Genomic DNA, 17,700 nt, shown 5'->3' with positions numbered 1-17,700 from the left:
TGTCCGCTTTTGGCCGAAAACAGTCTGTCGTGACCGGCAGAGATCGGCCCAATTTCCGTTGCGTCGTGGGGTTTGGACAGGACCGTCAGCGGGCGCTGTCGATGATTTGGCCTCCGTCCGGCGTGAGACTGTATCCCGTCAAGAACTGCGCATCCTTGCTAGCGAGAAACAACACCACCGGCGCAATATCCTCTTCCGGTGATCCATAACGGCCAAGTACGTTAGTGGGTGCAGGTACATCGACCGCTGCTTCCCAAGTGTCAGCGACCGGCATGACATTGTTGACAGTGATCTTGTCACCGCCCCACTCCCTGGCCGCCGAGCGAGTCAAGGCACGTACCGCCTCCTTTGCCATGTTGTAAGGCGCGTAGCCCTGCATGCCGACGACACCAGCCAGGGAAGCGAAATTGATAACCCTGCCCTCACCACTGGCTTTGAGATGGGGATAGCACGCCTGCATCGTTCGCAGATAAGCAATGGGGCCCATTTCGAAATTGCGCTGCAACTGCTCGGCTGACAGCTCGACCACCGATGAAAACACCACCGAGGGATCGAAAGCATTATTCACCAGTATGTCGATCCGCCCATAGGCAGTCATCACCTTGTCGACAGCGGCAGTAATTTGATCAGGGTCAGCGATATCGCAAACGATTCCGAGGGCGGCGCCGCCAGCGGCCTGGATATCGGCAACCACCTGATCGACATTTTCAGCCGTGCGCGAAACGACCGCGACTTTCGCCCCCTGCATCGCGAAAAGTCTGGCGGTAGCTCGGCCGATACCACGACCGGCGCCGACGATAATCGCAACTTTTCCACTGAGTCGAGTCATGGCGATCTCCATTATTTGAGAGTCGTCTGGACGACCGCTGACGGCGGTGCGTACGGCGACGGATATTCGCGAACAGCGTTTTGTGTCACGAAGGAGGTGGCCAGGAGAATGAGTCCCAAGGCTGCCGGGATAGAACCTTTGGGCTTGTGAACACCCAGGTGCGCTGAAGCTGAAAGCAGCAGGTGATAAAACATGCCGGCATAAGCGAGATCACTGAGTGCGGCATTGAAGCGCCACAAAATCGCGGCGGGCCCCAGTATCTTGACCACGATCATCAAAGGCACAAGGTGGGAGGCTGAATAGCCCAACTCCGCTTGTGCGCTTCGCACATAGTCTCCTTTGGCGATGTACATCAAGGCCGAGGCCAGATAGAGCAGCGAAAGCAGGACCGTGCTAATCCAGTAAATATAATGTTCGATCATTTGGTTTTCCCAAGCAGGTATTGTTACGTCGACTTAGGGCAAATATCTCGTCTAACATGAAAACCCACAAGTAGGATGAAAAACCGGTACTTAGTATGGAAAACCAGACTAATGATGAAGAGCAGATCAATATGCACGAGGAAATGCGGCGTGCATTTTCGCTACTTTCAGGCAAGTGGAAGCTGGAAATAATGTGGCTGCTAAACCAGCGGATTTATCGTTTTGGGGAACTGCGAAAGGCGATTAACGGCGTCACCCAACACATGCTGACAGCACAACTTCGGGAGCTTGAGAACGATGGCCTGATCTCGCGAACAGTCTTCGCAGAAGTGCCCCCGCGTGTTGAATATGAAATGACAGCAAAAGCACGTGCACTCGGGCCAACGATGGAGGCGCTCGCTAAATGGTGGAGCGAGTACGGCAAAAGCGTACCGGTGAAGCCTGCCTCACGCGGCCGCAAAGTAAAAAAAACCTAGGCGGGTCAGAGACGTATTTGAGTCGATCTTTGCTCAGCCTGAAAGGCTGCAATGAGTCCAGGCTGAGCATCTCTTCGGGACGCTCAAGCAATGGATGGGGTGAGCGCCGAGATGAGTTTGAACGTGCTCGCCTACAACCTGAAAAGGGTCATGAAAATCATCGGCATCACTGGTTTGATGAAAGCGTTAACGGCGTAAAGCCAGGTTTTTACCCCGGCCAAATGCCTTTTAAAGGCTGCTGAGCTGTTTTAACTGTTATTCAAAGCGTCCTGACGTGGATTCAGCCCCCTGCCCTGATCAGCGCCCGGGACACTTCAAGACTTCACCACGGGCAGCGCCGCAACGGATAATGTCGCGCACGTCCGGGTTTTTAAAGTAGTCGACGTGCGCATGCTCGGGGCTCTCCATGATCAGGAGCTTGGGTGCATTTTGCACAAATACGTCCGTTACATCGATTCGCGGCCGTCCTCCCGGTGTAGCCACGGCGTTAGCGTACCAGCGCGGAATGTGCCAGGTGAGCAGATCATTTGTGTCGTTGAATGAGACGATCTGAAGGCGGTAGGATGGTTTTGCGCTGCGCTTTTCTGCGTTTTCCTTCAAATTCGCGAGTTGCAGAAAAACGTTGCCGTAGACTTGCGGCCCTGATGTCGCTTGCGACGAATTCGATTGGCTATCGAGGTCGTCCAGGGGAAACAACTGCCAGAAAAAAGGACGTGCAACGCCATCATTGGAACGTGCTTGCGGCGGTACGTTGGCCAGACCCAGTAATGAAAGCTGATTCGCCATCATGTAAAAAGCAGGCGTGTTGGCGAGCATGTTTTCGATGAAGCCCTGTGCGATTTTGCGCTCTTCCCAAGGTATAGGGTTGGTCATGCTGTCTTTTGTCTGGTCGAGAAGATGAAGGAACATGTCATACATCATGCGACTGCCCAGGCTGTGGGTTACGAATAAATTCTTGTGTGGGTTGTTTTCACTTGCCTGCGCAGAAGGCCATATACATTTTTCATTGTTGGCCGTAGGGGTGATGGCATGGCAAATCCCCTCTGCAAGCCCGCGCACCATTGTCTCGCCATAGGTGCCTGTATAGACAATCGCATCGGACAAGTTGCGGTCAAAAACCTGTTCTTTGATTGTTTTATCAAGCCAGAGCCTTGGGGGCGCCTGTACCGTTGAAGGAATTCTCGGATCGGGAAGTTCAATGCACGGTTCGCGATGTTTATCTTCGAAAACAGAGGGCGAGTCATATCCAAGCTGATTGCTTTTCAACCAGCGGGTCAGCGGGGACCAGGTAATTTCTATCGCCTCTACGCTCACTGTATTTGCCCTGTCGGGCAATGTCAGTGAGTAACGTCTTTTGAGGACGTTCACCCCTGAGTGCGGGTCTTCATTTCCTCCCATATAGACGTTTACATTGATGAAATCAGCCGCTGCGATTTTGTCGGATACGGGTTTCAACCCCATCGCTTCAGCATTTTTGTCATTCAACCAGCCTTCAGGACCAAGCGCGTAACCAGGACAGTGATCACCTACACCATGAACAAAAAACAGCCTCACGGGGGTGTTGTCAGGCAGCAGTTCCTGTAACGGTTTTATCTGGCCCGGAGAGTTATCGCTAGCATTGTAGATAACAGGGGCGGACGAGCATGCGCTCAAACTCAATAGGATAATTACACAGAGCACGCGGGGAATATTCATCTTCGGACTCCTTGCCTATGGATGTCGCTATCCACTCAGGGCATAGAAATCCTGCAGCTTTGAAGCTGGCAGAGCGCGCACCGATGCCCATGTTGAGGTTAGGTGTAAATGGCCTGGCTGCAACCCGCGTTCTGACAATCGAGATCAACCTCGACCAAGCGACTTGATCAGTCCGCAGCACGGACACCATCGTGCACATGGGCGGTGACGAATTTATCGTTCTACTGCCGGACCAGTTGTGTGACGAGGATGCTGTACCGGTGGCCGAACGCTTGATGGCCAGCATTACCGGCCCGAACTGCCTCGTTCGATGGCGGTGCTCTACAAATTTCCGTTGTTTGAATTGCATCGCCCTCGGCATGTCAATTCGTGCGCAGGGTTTACCGTCGGAGCAAAGGCAGGATATTGGTTGCGATAGGTATATTTTCTGTTTCCATACATTCTCGACAGAATATTTAAACCTTCGCTACCGGTATCTACTCTTACGGAATTCCTCAGTAAATGCCTGATCGTCGCGTCATAGGCACTCGCGTGCCACTCGGCAAGCCAGGCGGCGCGATGAGTGGCACTGCAGCCAAGATCGTCGAATAACAACTGCGCCATTTCACCTGCCGGTTGTGTTTGTTCCACACCATGTCGCGCTTCAATCAAAGAAGGCAGGCTCCAGTACCTCACTGCTGTCACCTGGTCGCTGCCCGCGACATCCCATGAGTAATAGAACGTTGAAAGTTGCGACTTCAATCTGACGATATAGTACTGGCCATCTTGCGCCGCAACCGTTGTAGCCAGGGGCTGGATGCTCAGAATGTCGATCGGTTGCATGAGTTCTTCCCGGGCCTCTCGCTCGATGACTTGTTGATCCGTCTCCCGGACATAACCCAAGGCCGTTATTCGCAGATCTCTTGCTCCGCCGACGCAGATAGGAACAGGCAGTATATAAGCGCCAGCGTTGTACTGACGCCCGACAGGAACATAGATCCCGCATCCGTTGTTGGCTTCTATCACCCCGTATACCCGGGGTGAGTTGCCCCCTTCGTAGGCTGCATCGAAGACAATTTCGCCGTTGACGTCATGGGCCTTGAACAGGCCCCATTTATTTCGGGAAAAGACGTTGGTGGGAACAGCGACCATCGGGCACAGTCGTTGTTTCAATGCGCTGACATTGCAGAAATTCATGAGCATTTCCCGTCCTCCCTGACATGGCCGGTACAAACAGGGTAGTCAGCTTTTTTTCTATTTCAACTCCAGGTCAAAGGACGGACAGGCTGCACTGCCATGTAAAGTCTGCTCCCGAAATCCAGTCAGGCTGTGGGAATGTGCGGTCTTGAAGCTATGACCGCAGACTCCCCCTGCATCGGCCCCACAACTTACAGATACCAGCGATACTCCCGCGCACTGATCTCTTGCATAAATGCCAGATGATCCTGCCGTTTGTTCTCGCAATACACATCGACGAACTCAGCGCCCAGCCCTTCGCGCAACTGCGCCTGAGCCTGCATCGCCCTCACCGCTTCAAACATTTCCGTCGGAAAGCCGATCCCGCTGTTGCGATCTTCATTCAACGGTGCAATTGGCTCCTTGCCCGACTCCAGCCCATGCTCCAGTCCCACCAGAATCGCCGCCAACACCAGATACGGATTGGCATCTGCCCCCGCCAGTCGATACTCGATGCGCAGGTTCTTCTCGTCCGAATCGGGAATGCGCAAGCACGCATCACGGTCCTCGAATCCCCAGCTCGCTTTGGTCGCCGTGTTCACCGTACCGCCCAGACGCCGCATCGCATTCTGGTTCGGCGCGAAGATCGGCATGCTGTGCGGCAACAGTTCCAGGCATCCGGCCACCGCATGGCGTAGCGGTTGTTGTTGATTGGCCGCCAACAGATTGTTGCCCTCGGCGTCGTACAGGCTGACATGCACATGCATGCCACTGCCCGGATGCTGCAAGTACGGCTTGGCCATGAAACTGGCGCGGTAGCCGTGTTTGAGCGCGGCGCCACGGGTGCTGCGGCAGAACAACGCGGCCCAGTCGGCGGCACGCAAGCCGTCGTCGAGGTGGCCGAAGTTGATTTCGAACTGACCAGGGCCGAGTTCGGCGGTGATGACCGTGGCGTCGATACCTTGGGCGCGCGTCGCTTCGACCATTTCATCGAGCACCGGGGCGAAGCGTGACAGGCGTTCGATGTGCATGTTCGGCTGGTCATCGGCGTCGTCGGTCAGGTCGTCGCGGGGGAATTGCGGCAGGCCGTTGCGCAAGGTCTTGTCGAACAGGTAGAACTCCAGTTCGAACGCCACCACCGGATGAATGCCTTTGCGCGCCAGGCGATTGAGCACTTGCGCGAGGACTTCGCGGGGTTCGAATTCGATTGGCTTTTCGGTGCCGTCCGAGGTGATCAGCATCTGCCCCAGCGGCTGCGCTTCCCAGGTCACCGGTTTCAGTGTGCCCGGCACCAGGCGGCGCACGGCGTCCGGGTCGCCGTCGTTGAAGCAGTAGTCGCCAATCTTGAACAGGCCGCCCTGGACGCCGAGCAAAACGCAATTTTGTGGCAGTTTGAGGGCACTGCCCGCGGCAACCTTTTCGAGCATGTCCACGGGATAACGCTTGCCGTAAAAATGCCCGGGAATGTCCAGCGAGATCAAGTCGACATAACGGACCTCGGGGTAGCGTTGGCGAAACGCCCGAACTTCGGCGAGCAGGTCAGCGCAGACAGCGTCCATCGTGTTCATCCTTTGTGGTTATCAGGTGTAGACCCAGAGCACGCGGGTCAGGTGCTCGGTGAGGTTGCCGTAACGGCAACGGGTGTGACTGTCGAATTGAAAGCTGTCGCCGGCCTTGAGCGTGACCGGGTCTTGATCGTCGCCCAGCCACAACGTCAGTTCGCCTTCGAGGACGTAACCGCCCTGCTCCGAGCTGTCGGTCAGATGGCGGTCGCCGCTGCTGGCGCCGGCCTCGAGGTGACTTTCGAGCATGGAGAATGATGCGCGGATCTGCGGCGACACCAGAATGTCGGTGATGCCGTTGGCGAAATACAACGTGCGCCGCTCGTCCGGCCGGGTGACCCACGGCAGTTCCTTGGGTTTGGGCAGACTGTAGAAATAGGTGGTCGGCACGCCGAAGGTTTCGCTGATCGCCGTCAGGTCCGCCACCGTCGGCCGTGACAGGCCGCGCTCGACTTGCGAAAGGAAACCCACGGAGCGGCCGATCTTGTCGGCCAGCTCCTTGAGGGTCCATTTCTTGTGCTTGCGCAGGTCGTGAATCAGGATCGCCAGCGCCGCGATTTCTTCTTGCTTGTCCATCACAGGGATTCCAGGTCAGAGGCTGTCGCGCAGTCGGTACCAGGCCTTGCCGATCGCTTCGAGCGGCGCCGCGAGGTATTTGCCGCCGGGAAAGCTGCCATTACTCAAGCCTTGATACAACGCCAATTCATCCGCGTTGCCGAGGATCGCGTCGGACACTGCACGTGCGGCAGCCAGTGTCGGCAGCACGCCGTGGCCTGAATAGCCTTGCATCCAGTAACGATTGCGCTCGCCGCCGACATCCGGTGTGCGGTTGATCGTCAAGTCGATATGGCCGCCCCAGGCGAACTCGATATCGACACCCGTGAGTTGCGGGAACACCCGTTGCAGGAACGGCCGGGTGGCTGCCGCGATGTCTTTGGGCATGCCGCCGAGATAGGTGCAGCCACCACCGAACAGCAAACGGTTATCCGGGGTGCGGCGGAAGTAGTCGAGGACGAACTGGTTGTCGGTCACGCAGACATTGCCTGGCAGCAACGCCGTAGCTTGCTCCGGCGTGAGCGGTGCGGTGGCGACTTGATAGGTGCCCACCGGCAGGATGCAGCTCGACAATTGTGGATCGAGTTGATCAAGGTAGGCGTTACACGCGAGGACCAGCACATCGGCGCGAACCGATCCGTGCTCGGTGTTGACCCGCCAGCCTGTGCCCTCCTCCTGATAACTCAAGGCTTTGCTTTGCTCGTAGAGGCGGCCACCGGCGCGCTCGATCGCCATCGCCAGACCCGACGCGAGTTTCAGAGGATTGAGGTGCGCGCCTTCGGGGTCGTACAGTCCCGCCTGATAACGCTCGCTGGCCACCCATTCCGGCAACTGTTCACGCGGGATGAACTGCAGCGCATCGTGGCCCCACTTTTGGCTGGCCTCCTCCTGCCATTCAGTGAGCAGACTGACCCGACGCGGCATCACCGACGTCCACAAATGCCCGGGGCGATAATCGCAGTCGATACCATGCCGCCCAGGCAACTCGCGTAATTCCCGAGCCGCCCAGCGCATGCCGTCCCACAGCCGTCTGGCCCGCTCACGCCCCAGCGCGGCTTCCAGCGGCGGCATGTCGCAAGACCAGCCAAGAATCGCCTGTCCGCCGTTACGCCCCGAGGCCGCCCACGCGACGCGGCTGGCTTCCAGCAGTATCACGCGCTTACCGGCCAGCGCCAGACGCAATGCGGTGTGCAGGCCGCTGAAACCAGCGCCGACGATCACGATGTCGGTGTCTTGATCGCCCTGCAGCATCGGCCGATCGCGCAGGAGATCGGCGCAACTGTGGGCGTAATAGCTGTCGACGTGCTGGCTGGATTGCAGAAACATGCGCGGCCTCATGAAATTTATTTCTTATAATTTCATGAAAATCTACAGAATAAATTTCACGACAGCAACTCAAAAAGTGCAGCGGCAGATCCGGGATCGGGCCATTTTCAGGTTGCTAAGTTGCGAGAGCGGACCAAGGCGTGCGGATGGCCGAGGTGTTTTCAGGGACGCTTCTTATCGGGACAGGAGACCTGTTAACCGCCCGCAACGCGCAAATGCTTCAAGGCATTACAAAGGCAGTTCGACCCGCGCGATCAGACCGCCGCCGCTGCGGTTGCTCAACGTCAACGTCCCCCCCTGCTCCCACACGATCGCCCGCGCAGCGGACAGCCCCAGCCCGACGCCGCCGGTGTTACGGTTGCGCGAGGTTTCGAGGCGAAAAAACGGATCGAAGACCTTTTCCAACGACTCTTCAGCAATGCCAGGCCCCGTGTCACTGACTTCGATACTGACCAGGCGCTCGTTCGCGCGAAGTTCGATGCGCGGTTGTTGCGCATATTTTTCGGCGTTTTCCAGAAGATTGACAATCACTCGCTTGATACCCAGCGGCCGCCCCTCATAAACCAGATGCGCGGGCCCCTCAAAGTCAACGCTGATGTGTTGATCGCGGTAGTCATCGACGATCGTTTGCAAGAGTTCCGACAGATCGAATGCAGTGGTCTCCTCGCGGTGCGTGTCTTCACGGAAGAACGCCAGCGCCGCGTTGATCATCGACTGCATTTCTTCGATATCGCGGATCAGCTTGCCCTGGTGATCGAGGTCTTCCATGAATTCGCTGCGCAGGCGCATACGGGTCAGCGGTGCGCGCAAGTCATGGGAAATCGACGCCAGCATGTGCGTGCGTTCGCTGATGTAGTGCTGAATCTGCGCCTGCATGGTGTTGAAGGCGATGATCACCTGGCGGATTTCGTTCGGGCCTTCGATCTTGATCGGCGGCGCGCGCAGATCACCGCCGAAACGGCGCGCGGCGCTGGCGAAACGCTGCAGCGGTTGGGCCAGTTGGCGGGTGGCAAGCCAGGCCACCAATACCGTGGCAATCAGGCCCAGGGCGATGATGATCGCGATGCGTGTGCCGATGTCCAGTCCCCAGGAGCGCTCGCGTGAAGCGAACAGCAACCAACTGGCATCCGGCAGTTGAATCAGCGCTGCGTAGCGGGCCTGCGGACTGCTGCTCGGCCAGTCCGCGGGATTGAACACCTGAATGTGTCGATTATCGCCCAACAACTGATGCAGCACCGACGCCTTGTTCGCGATGAGTGGCGTACCACCCGCCGGCAATCCGAGTTCGGCGCGTTGCGCACTCCACGTCACTTCCTGGGTCGGGCCACTTGCCGCTTGTGCCAGTTGCCGGCGTAACGGTGCCGGTGCGGCTTCGATCACTTTGACGGTGGCGGCAATCTGCTCCAGCAACCCGGTGCGTTCAATGGGCGGTCGCGCCCAGGTCCCCGCCACCTCGACGAACAGGAAATTCAGCGCCAGCGAAGCGAGCATGGCCGCGACAATGGTCAGGGCAATCCGCCGACTCAGCGGGTCGCGCTGCAGCCACCGGCGGATCATGAGCGCGTGACCTTGGCGGTGAACATATAACCGCCGTTGCGCACCGTGCGGATCAGGTCCGGGCGTTTGCTGTCCGGCTCGATCTTGCGCCGCAAACGGCTGACCTGCACGTCGATGCTGCGATCGAACGCGTCATGGCCTTGGCCACGGGACAGGTCGATCAGTTGCTCTCGGGTGAGGATGCGCTGCGGATGATCGAGAAACACCACCAGCAGATCGAACTCGCCACCGGACAGCGGAATCATCACGTTTTCCGGCGAGCGCAGCTCGCGGCAAGTGATGTCCAGATGCCAACCGGCGAAGGCGATAACCGGGCGTGAAGGTTCCAGCGCCGTCCGCTGTTCTCCGGCCCGACGCTGCAAGGCGCGCACGCGGGCCAGCAGTTCTTGCGGGGCAAAGGGCTTGGTCAGGTAATCGTCGGCGCCGAGTTCCAGCCCGACAATGCGGTCGCTCAACTCGGCCATCGCCGTGAGCATGATGATCGGAATGCCCATCTGCGCGCGTATTTTCTGACACAGACTCAAACCACCTTCGCCGGGCAGCATCAGGTCGAGGATGATCGTGTCCGGCCGCTGCAGCGCAATCGCCGCCCACATCGCAACGCCGTCAGCGGCGACATCGACTTCGTAGGCGTGCTGGACGAAGAACTTCTTCAACAAGGCGAGAATTTCCACGTCATCGTCGACGATCAGCAGTCTGCTCACGTTCACAGGATCCTCAGGCCAGAAAAAGAACGCATCTAAAACTATTCCGGCGCCCGGGTCATTTATTTCAATCGGGCAACATTCCTTCGCCCCGGACATCAAGCGGACATCCTGCGGCAAAAACCCTCGGGCACCCTGCACAGCCATCGAAAACAGGGGGGCATTTCATGAAGGCTTTGCACAACAGGTATACCGCCGAGGGACACGACGCCCGCTATCCGTTGATCCTCAGCCAGCGCACCACCGCACCCGAACCCGATCAGCCGCTGCTGTTTCAGGAGTTCTGCCTGGGCCTGGCGAATGATCAGAGCCGGATTGTCCTGCGCCGCTATTTCGAGCAGTTCGGCCCCACCAGCGCCCAATGGGTCGAGTACGTCCACTCGATTCCGGCCGCCGATCTCATCCACTGGATCATGACCCACGGAACGCTGCACATCGAGTGTTCGGACAACACCGCGCCACTCGCCTCCTCGACCACCGCCCACGACTGAACCTGCGGGCAATAGACGTATAACAAGGAACTCCATGATCAGAAGCCATTGCTTGATGACGCTGCTGTGTACCGCGTCCCTGAGCCTGTCGGCCTGCAGCAGCAAAACCGTCGAGCCTGAAAAATACAGCGGCTTTCTCCACGATTACAGCGTATTGCGCGAGCACCAGTCGCCATCGGGCCTGCCGGTTCTGGGTTGGGTCAGCCCGGCCCTGGCCCGTGGCCGTTATACGCAGGCCTATCTGGCGCCGAGTCAGTTTTACCCGAGCGCCGAGCCGACTGAACGCATCCCGCTGAGCACGCTCGCCGGCGTAACCGATTACTACGACGCGGCCCTGCGGCTCGAACTGGGCAAGGTACTGAAACTGGTTCCGCACCCCGGCCCGGACACGCTGACGGTCAGACCGGCGATCACCCGTGTGGCCGCCAGCACCCAGGGTTTGCGGTTTTATGAGTGGCTGCCGGTCACCTTGATCGCCGCCGGTGTGAGCAGCGCCACCGGCATCCGCGATCAGGACAGCGAAATCGCCACCGAAGTGTCGTTCGAGGACGGTTCGACCGGTGAAGTGGTCGCCGAAGTCGTACGCAAGGGCACTGGCGTGGCGCTGGAAAACGACCGGCAGGTGCTGACCGCCGATGACGTCAAAGGCGTGCTCGACGGTTGGGCCAATGACCTGGGCAAATCGTACGCGGCGATTCGCAAATAGTGGCGACGGGACTTATCCCGTTCGGCTGCGCCCTCATCACGCTCTGCACTCACAGGGCAATTAATTCGGCGACACCCGGAAAAAATTCAGCGAGCGCTGAATTTTTTCGTGTCTTCTTGTATCAGAGCCAATAAGTCCATGCCATCAAACAGATAGCACCGATACAGCTCAGGTACAGGGAATACGCCACATGACATCCAGCAAACCCGCGGTCAGTCCGATCAGACTGAAAGACATCACCATTGTCGACGACGCCAAGATGCGCAAGGCCATCACCGCCGCCGCGCTCGGCAATGCGATGGAATGGTTCGACTTTGGCGTCTATGGCTTTGTCGCCTACGTGCTCGGCAAAGTGTTCTTTCCGGGCGCCGATCCGGGCATTCAAATGATCGCCGCATTGGCGACCTTCTCCGTGCCGTTTCTCATTCGGCCACTGGGTGGCCTGTTTTTTGGCGCCCTGGGCGATAAGTACGGACGCCAGAAAGTCCTCGCGGCCACCATCGTGATCATGTCGCTCAGCACCTTTGCCATCGGCTTGATCCCGTCCTATGCCTCGATCGGCATCTGGGCGCCGATCCTGCTGTTACTGGCGAAAATGGCTCAGGGCTTCTCGGTCGGTGGCGAATACACCGGCGCCTCAATCTTCGTCGCCGAATATGCACCGGACCGCAAACGCGGGTTTCTCGGCAGTTGGCTGGACTTCGGCTCGATTGCCGGTTTCGTCCTCGGCGCCGGCGTGGTGGTGTTGATTTCCAGCACGCTCGGCGAAGCGAAGTTCGAGGAATGGGGCTGGCGTCTGCCGTTCTTCCTCGCGTTGCCGCTGGGCATGATCGGCCTCTATCTGCGTCACGCCCTGGAAGAAACCCCGGCCTTCCAGCAGCACGTCGAAAAGCTTGAGCAAGGTGACCGCGAAGGCCTCGCCGGCGGCCCGAAAGTCTCGTTCAAGGAAGTGGCGACCAAGCACTGGCGCAGCCTGATGACCTGCATCGGCGTAGTGGCAGTGACCAACGTCACCTACTACATGCTGTTGACGTACATGCCGAGCTACCTGTCGCACAACCTGCACTACAGCGAAAACCGTGGCGTGCTGATCATCATCGCGATCATGGTCGGCATGCTGTTCGTGCAGCCGGCGATTGGCTTCATCAGCGACAAGATCGGCCGCAAGCCTTTCATCGTCGTCGGCAGCATCGGTCTGTTCATCCTGGCAATTCCGGCGTTCATGCTGATCAATAGCGGCAAGATCGGCCTGATCTTCGCCGGCCTGCTGATGCTGGCCGTGTTGCTGAACTTCTTCATCGGCGTCATGGCCTCGACCCTGCCGGCGATGTTCCCCACGCATATTCGCTATAGCGCCCTGGCCAGTGCATTCAACGTCTCGGTGCTGATCGCCGGTCTGACCCCGACCGCTGTCGCCTGGCTGGTAGAAAGCACCAATAACCTGTACATGCCGGCGTATTACCTGATGGTCATTGCCGTGATCGGCCTGATCACTGGCGTCACCATGAAGGAAACCGCCAACCAGCCGTTGCGTGGCGCTGCGCCGGCGGCTTCCGATCTTGAGGAAGCCAAAGAGCTGCTGCAGGAGCATCACGATAATATCGAGCAGAAAATTGAAGATATCGACGCGCAAATTGCGGAGCTGGAGGACAAGCGCAAGTTGCTGGTGCAGCAGCATCCGCGTATCAACGAATGAGTTGAATTAATTCCCCTTGTGGCGAGGGAGCTTGTCGAATCGTCGTACCGTCCCGCTGGGGGGCGGAGCGGCGTTTCTTTCAAAAGCATGGGTTCGCAGTGCAGTGCAGCGGACGTAAGCGCCCTCGCCACAGGGTTGAGTTATTCAGTTCACCAACATGCCGTGACACATCAAACTCAAAACGCTGCGCATATGCCGCGCATGCGCCTCTCTGTCCGGCGTCGCCTCGGTCGCCAGGCGAATAAACGCCACATTCGCATACTGGTTAAACAGCGTCGCCGCGACATTTATGTCGATGGATTCGCGGATTTTACCGACGCGCTGAAAATGCATCAGCAATGCCTTGGTCTCTTCGATCACCGCGGCGTTCCATGGGTCCAGCGCGCGGGCCAGTTCGCCGGTGAACAGGAACGGCGCCAGTTCCCGCCATAGCGAAGCCGGCATCGCTTGCAGCTGGTAGTGAGTCATCAGACCCTCGAACTCGCACAGCGCCTCCAGTGGATCACTGTCGTCATCCAGATTGGCCCGCGCCTCGCGCATGGCCTGCTCGTCCGGTTGCTTGAGCAGCGCCAGCAGAATCTCCTGCTTACCGCCGAAATAGTTGACCACGGTCGGCGCGGACACGCCGGCCTGCACGGCGATCTGGTCGAGGGTGGTGGCGGCGAAACCATTGCTTTTGAACAGTTCCAGCGCCGCCGTTGCGATGACTTCCCTGCGCTGTTCCTTTTGCCGCTCTCTGAGTCCGCTCATGTTGCCTCTGTTGATCCTTGCCAATGGCCCTCAGCCTACGGATATCTTTTTTCACCGACAAATATTTTCTTTACAAAAATATTTTTAAGTGACAAAACTTTATCCGTGCACCGCTGGAATGAACGCACCCACTCGTCCCGTTTATCTGGAGATCCGCCATGTCCGCCGAATTCGATCCTGCCCGCAGCACCCGCGATTACCAGGCCGCCGACGCCGCTCACCACATTCACGCGTTCGTCGATCAGAAAGCCCTCAACGAAGAAGGTCCGCGGGTGATGGTCAGCGGTGATCGCCTGGCGTTGTGGGACAACGACGGCAAGCGTTATCTGGACGGCATGTCCGGCCTGTGGTGCACCAACCTCGGTTACGGGCGCAAGGATCTGGCCGCCGCCGCGACCGCGCAGCTGGAGCAACTGCCCTACTACAACATGTTCTTCCACACGACCCACCCGAAGGTGATCGAGCTGTCCGAGCTGTTGTTCAGCCTATTGCCGAAACACTACAGCCACGCGATCTACACCAACTCCGGCTCCGAGGCCAACGAGGTGCTGATCCGCACCGTGCGCAAGTTCTGGCAGGTGATGGGCAAGCCCGAGAAGAAAATCATGATCGGCCGCTGGAACGGCTATCACGGCTCGACCCTGGCCGCGACGGCGCTGGGCGGCATGAAGTTCATGCACGAAATGGGCGGCACCATCCCCGATGTTGCGCACATTGATGAGCCTTACTGGTTCGCCCATGAAGGCGACCTCAGCCCGGAGGAGTTCGGCCTGCAAGCGGCGCGGCAACTGGAAGACAAGATTCTCGAACTGGGTGCCGACAAGGTTGCCGCGTTCGTCGCCGAGCCGTTCCAGGGCGCGGGGGGCATGATCATTCCGCCGGCCACTTATTGGCCGGAAATTCAGCGCATCTGCCGTAAATACGATGTTTTGTTGTGTGCTGACGAAGTGATTGGTGGTTTTGGTCGCACGGGCGAATGGTTCGCCCATCAGACATTCGGTTTTGAACCCGACACGCTGTCGATCGCCAAAGGCCTGACCTCGGGTTACATCCCCATGGGCGGTTTGATTCTGTCGCGGCGCATGGCCGAGGCGCTGGTGGAAAAAGGTGGCGTGTTCGCTCACGGCCTGACCTATTCCGGGCACCCAGTGGCGGCCGCCGTGGCGATTGCCAACCTCAAGGCATTGCGTGATGAAGGCGTGGTCGCGCAGGTCAAATCCGACACCGGGCCTTATTTGCAGAACTGCCTGCGCGAGGTGTTCGGCAACCACCCGTTGGTGGGTGAGATTCAGGGTGTGGGCCTGGTCGCGGCGTTGCAATTCGCTGAAGACAAGGCCAGTCGCAAGCGCTTTGCCAATGAAAACGACATCGCCTGGCGCTGCCGCACGATTGGCTTTGAAGAGGGGTTGATCATTCGTTCGACACTGGGACGGATGATCATGGCCCCAGCGTTGATCGCCACGCGCACGGAGCTGGATGAGTTGATCGACAAGACGCGGATTGCGCTGGATCGTACGGCGCGTGAGTACGGCGTGCTGTGATCGACTGAGGACATATCTGCCTTCTGTGGGCGCAATAAACTCGTGTGGCAAGCCAGCTCCCGCAGGGAATGATGAGCGCCTGAAAGGATTAAATCGGTGGGAGCACCATCCCGCCGATTACTCCGCGCGCCGCTTGGTGTTAAATAGGCGCCAGTCTTAACCTTGTCGCTTATAGCTGTGCCACGAGAGTCGATATGAACACCCATTCCAGGAAAAGAACCCCAATTCAAACGGCGGTGACCGCATGATCGAAGTCACCGAAGTTTCCATTGCCCAACTGCGCGCCGCGCTGGAATCCGGTCAGACCACTTCGGTGGAGCTGGTACAAGCCTATCTGGCGCGCATTGATGCCTACGACGGCGCCGACACCCCGACAGCGCTGAATGCCGTGGTGGTGCGCAACCCGGAAGCGCTCAACGAAGCGCGAGCGTCCGATGCCCGTCGCGCCAAAGGTGAAATCCTTGGCCCACTCGACGGCATTCCCTACACCGCCAAAGACAGTTACCTGGTCAAGGGCCTGACCGCTGCGTCCGGCAGCCCGGCCTTCGCCGACCTGATCGCCTACCGCGATGCGTTCACCATCGAACGCCTGCGTGCCGCCGGGGCGATCTGCCTGGGCAAGACCAATATGCCGCCGATGGCCAATGGCGGCATGCAGCGCGGTGTCTACGGTCGCGCCGAAAGTCCTTACAACGCCAATTACCTGACCGCGCCATTTGCTTCAGGCTCGTCGAACGGTGCCGGCACTGCCACTGCCGCGAGTTTCGCCGCGTTCGGTCTGGCTGAAGAAACCTGGTCGAGCGGGCGCGGCCCGGCTTCGAACAACGGTTTGTGCGCCTACACCCCGTCACGCGGGGTGATCTCGGTGCGCGGCAACTGGCCGTTGACGCCGACTATGGACGTCGTCGTACCTTACGCGCGCACCATGGCCGACCTGCTCGAAGTCCTCGACATCGTTGTCGCTGAAGACCCGGACACCCGTGGCGACCTCTGGCGCCTGCAACCGTGGGTGCCGATCCCGAGCGTCAACGAAGTGCGCCCCGCCGCTTACGCCGAGCTCGCCGTCGATGCCAAGGCGCTGGCGGGCAAGCGTTTCGCCGTGCCGCGCATGTTCATCAATGCCGATCCTGAAGCCGGCACCAGCGAAGCCCCGGGCATCGGTGGCCCGACCGGCCAGCGCATCAACACCCGCGCCTCGGTGATCGACTTGTGGAAGCAGGCGCGTCAGGCCCTCGAAGCCGCTGGTGCCGAAGTCATCGAAACCGACTTCCCACTGGTCTCCAACTGCGAAGGTGACCGTCCCGGCGCACCGACGGTGTTCACCCGCGGGCTGGTCTCGAAAGAGTTCCTCCACCATGAGCTGTGGGACCTGACCGCGTGGGCGTTCGACGATTTCCTGCAAGCCAACGGTGACCCGAAACTCAATCGACTGGTCGACGTCGACGGGCCGAAGATCTTCCCGCACGATCCGGGCACCCTGCCCAACCGTGAAGGCGATCTGGCCGCCGGCATGGATGAATACGTGCGCATGGCCGAACGCGGCATCACGCCGTGGAACGAGATCTCCACCGTGCCTGATGGCCTGCGAGGTCTGGAACAAACCCGGCGGATCGACCTGGAAGACTGGATGGACACACTCGGCCTCGACGCCGTGCTGTTCCCGACCGTCGCCGACGTTGGGCCGGCAGACGCGGACGTCAACCCGGAATCGGCGGACATCGCCTGGAGCAACGGCATCTGGGTGGCCAACGGCAACCTCGCGATCCGCCACCTCGGCGTACCGACCGTCACCGTGCCGATGGGCGTGATGGCCGACATCGGCATGCCGGTGGGGCTGACCTTCGCTGGCCGGGCGTATGACGATTCGAACCTGCTGCGTTTCGCGGCGGCCTATGAATCGACCGGCAGCAAACGCCAGATCCCGCCGCGCACGCCGCCACTCTCGTAACCGGATCAAACCTGTGGGAACGCGCTGTGTCAGAGCAGCAGAAATGTTGGCTGACAAACCGCCATCGCTGGCAAGCCAGCTCCCACAGGGTTCTGCTCCAGTCACAAAACCCGTGTTGAACGCAAAACCCTTTAGGAGTGTGTGTGGTCACCATCGGTGAGCACACCCTGAATCCCTGTGGGAGCTGGCTTGCCAGCTCCCACAGGGTTCTGCTCCAGTCACAAAACCCGTGTTGAACGCAAAACCTGTAGGAGTGTGTGTGGTCATCATCGGTGAGCACACCCTGA

16 protein-coding genes are annotated in these 17,700 nt (G+C 59.0%); 6 read left to right on the top strand and 10 right to left on the bottom strand.

The window, feature by feature from the left end; genetic code table 11:
* Window positions 1–85: 85 nt before the first annotated feature.
* Together HV782_RS15040 and HV782_RS15035 are read right to left on the bottom strand one after the other, a co-directional pair.
* Window positions 86–829 (bottom strand): SDR family NAD(P)-dependent oxidoreductase, encoded by a 744-nt coding sequence (locus tag HV782_RS15040; protein WP_186745305.1) that lies wholly within the window; start codon window positions 827–829, stop codon window positions 86–88.
* 11 nt (window positions 830–840) lie between these two features.
* The gene (locus HV782_RS15035; RefSeq protein WP_186745302.1) at window positions 841–1,251 is read right to left on the bottom strand and encodes a DoxX family protein; all 411 of its coding nucleotides are present in this window, start codon (window positions 1,249–1,251) and stop codon (window positions 841–843) included.
* Window positions 1,252–1,346: 95 nt separating this feature from the next.
* On the opposite strand from HV782_RS15035, the gene HV782_RS15030 reads away from it, so the two are divergent.
* The gene (locus HV782_RS15030; RefSeq protein WP_128614456.1) at window positions 1,347–1,727 is read left to right on the top strand and encodes a winged helix-turn-helix transcriptional regulator; all 381 of its coding nucleotides are present in this window, start codon (window positions 1,347–1,349) and stop codon (window positions 1,725–1,727) included.
* Between the two features lie 297 nt (window positions 1,728–2,024).
* Here HV782_RS15030 and HV782_RS15025 read toward each other — a convergent pair whose 3' ends face one another.
* The 7 genes from HV782_RS15025 to HV782_RS14995 all read right to left on the bottom strand — a co-directional run bounded on the left by HV782_RS15025 (window position 2,025) and on the right by HV782_RS14995 (window position 10,281).
* The gene (locus tag HV782_RS15025) at window positions 2,025–3,422 is read right to left on the bottom strand and encodes a hypothetical protein (RefSeq protein ID WP_186745300.1); all 1,398 of its coding nucleotides are present in this window, start codon (window positions 3,420–3,422) and stop codon (window positions 2,025–2,027) included.
* Between the two features lie 321 nt (window positions 3,423–3,743).
* Window positions 3,744–4,604 carry a hypothetical protein gene (locus HV782_RS15020; protein ID WP_186745297.1) on the bottom strand — a complete coding sequence of 287 codons (861 nt, stop codon included), beginning with the start codon at window positions 4,602–4,604 and terminating at the stop codon, window positions 3,744–3,746.
* A 185-nt stretch (window positions 4,605–4,789) separates the two neighbouring features.
* A complete protein-coding gene (locus tag HV782_RS15015; RefSeq protein WP_186745295.1) occupies window positions 4,790–6,136 on the bottom strand; it encodes a glutamine synthetase family protein in 1,347 nt (448 codons plus the stop codon).
* A 21-nt stretch (window positions 6,137–6,157) separates the two neighbouring features.
* A complete protein-coding gene (locus tag HV782_RS15010; protein ID WP_123468651.1) occupies window positions 6,158–6,715 on the bottom strand; it encodes a helix-turn-helix domain-containing protein in 558 nt (185 codons plus the stop codon).
* A 15-nt stretch (window positions 6,716–6,730) separates the two neighbouring features.
* Window positions 6,731–8,020 (bottom strand): NAD(P)/FAD-dependent oxidoreductase, encoded by a 1,290-nt coding sequence (locus HV782_RS15005; protein WP_186745293.1) that lies wholly within the window; start codon window positions 8,018–8,020, stop codon window positions 6,731–6,733.
* A gap of 228 nt (window positions 8,021–8,248) precedes the next feature.
* Window positions 8,249–9,577 (bottom strand): ATP-binding protein, encoded by a 1,329-nt coding sequence (locus HV782_RS15000; protein ID WP_186745290.1) that lies wholly within the window; start codon window positions 9,575–9,577, stop codon window positions 8,249–8,251.
* Complete coding sequence (locus tag HV782_RS14995) at window positions 9,574–10,281, bottom strand: response regulator (RefSeq protein ID WP_186745288.1); 708 nt, start codon at window positions 10,279–10,281, stop codon at window positions 9,574–9,576. The genes HV782_RS15000 and HV782_RS14995 overlap by 4 nt, the downstream gene beginning before the upstream one ends.
* Before the next feature lie 167 nt (window positions 10,282–10,448).
* On the opposite strand from HV782_RS14995, the gene HV782_RS14990 reads away from it, so the two are divergent.
* From HV782_RS14990 to proP, 3 genes are all read left to right on the top strand, one after another.
* Window positions 10,449–10,772 carry a hypothetical protein gene (locus HV782_RS14990; RefSeq protein ID WP_186745286.1) on the top strand — a complete coding sequence of 108 codons (324 nt, stop codon included), beginning with the start codon at window positions 10,449–10,451 and terminating at the stop codon, window positions 10,770–10,772.
* Window positions 10,773–10,827: 55 nt separating this feature from the next.
* A complete protein-coding gene (locus HV782_RS14985) occupies window positions 10,828–11,478 on the top strand; it encodes a DUF3313 domain-containing protein (protein WP_429540956.1) in 651 nt (216 codons plus the stop codon).
* Window positions 11,479–11,668: 190 nt separating this feature from the next.
* Window positions 11,669–13,174 (top strand): glycine betaine/L-proline transporter ProP, encoded by a 1,506-nt coding sequence (gene proP, locus HV782_RS14980; RefSeq protein WP_186745284.1) that lies wholly within the window; start codon window positions 11,669–11,671, stop codon window positions 13,172–13,174.
* A gap of 144 nt (window positions 13,175–13,318) precedes the next feature.
* Here the strand turns inward: proP and HV782_RS14975 are convergent, their stop codons facing one another.
* Entirely contained in the window at window positions 13,319–13,924 is a 606-nt protein-coding gene (locus tag HV782_RS14975) for a TetR/AcrR family transcriptional regulator (RefSeq protein WP_123468641.1), read from the bottom strand.
* 158 nt (window positions 13,925–14,082) lie between these two features.
* On the opposite strand from HV782_RS14975, the gene HV782_RS14970 reads away from it, so the two are divergent.
* Together HV782_RS14970 and HV782_RS14965 are read left to right on the top strand one after the other, a co-directional pair.
* Entirely contained in the window at window positions 14,083–15,465 is a 1,383-nt protein-coding gene (locus HV782_RS14970; protein WP_186745282.1) for an aspartate aminotransferase family protein, read from the top strand.
* Between the two features lie 244 nt (window positions 15,466–15,709).
* The gene (locus tag HV782_RS14965) at window positions 15,710–17,413 is read left to right on the top strand and encodes an amidase (RefSeq protein WP_186745280.1); all 1,704 of its coding nucleotides are present in this window, start codon (window positions 15,710–15,712) and stop codon (window positions 17,411–17,413) included.
* Window positions 17,414–17,700 lie beyond the last annotated feature (287 nt).

The organism is Pseudomonas monsensis (assembly GCF_014268495.2).
Taxonomy (GTDB): Bacteria; Pseudomonadota; Gammaproteobacteria; order Pseudomonadales; family Pseudomonadaceae; genus Aquipseudomonas; species Aquipseudomonas monsensis.
Note: the sequence above shows the minus strand (reverse complement) of the source record. Positions and strands in the feature narration are given on the sequence as shown.